At 59.0% G+C, this 534-nt stretch carries 1 protein-coding gene; it reads left to right on the top strand.

Features of this window, described 5'->3' with window-relative positions:
* Nucleotides 1-147: 147 nt before the first annotated feature.
* Nucleotides 148-534 (top strand): transglutaminase-like cysteine peptidase (locus R7093_RS27685; protein ID WP_318147336.1); only part of this gene is annotated, 387 nt, incomplete at its 3' end.

Here is a 534-nt window from a genome sequence, read left to right as displayed (position 1 = left end):
AGGTGCCGCTCGGTCCGGATGGCTATCCCCAGTTCATGCAGCAATTGGCAGATGCCTTCGCCCAGTGCCGTTAAGCCTGTCCTTGTCGCGATAGCGCTTGGCCCGCCGACTATACTGACCTCCAGCATCTGGCATGGAGTGTCCGGTATGAAATGGTGGCTCGTCCCTGCCTGTGCGTTGGTCCTTTTGGGGAACAGCGTGCAGGCCTCTCGTCTCTCCGACTATATCGCCAGCCCCGAATTGCAGGCCAAATTGCAGGAAGTGTATGGCGGCAGGGCGATCCAGCGGGCCGAGGCATTCTCCCGCCTGCTTGCGCCGCGGGCTGGCACCACGGATCAGCAAAAGCTCGAGCTGGTGAACAATTACTTCAACAATCTGACCTACAGCGATGATCCCAAGCTGTGGGGGATGGAGGATTACTGGGCCAATCCGCTGGAATTTATCGGCGCCCGCGGTGGAGACTGCGAGGACTACAGCATTTCCAAATACTACACACTCATGGAGCTGGGGGTAGCGGAGGGGAAGTTGCGGTTG

It is taken from the genome of Vibrio sp. 1580 (assembly GCF_033340055.1).
This window is presented reverse-complemented; position numbering and strand designations above follow the sequence as displayed.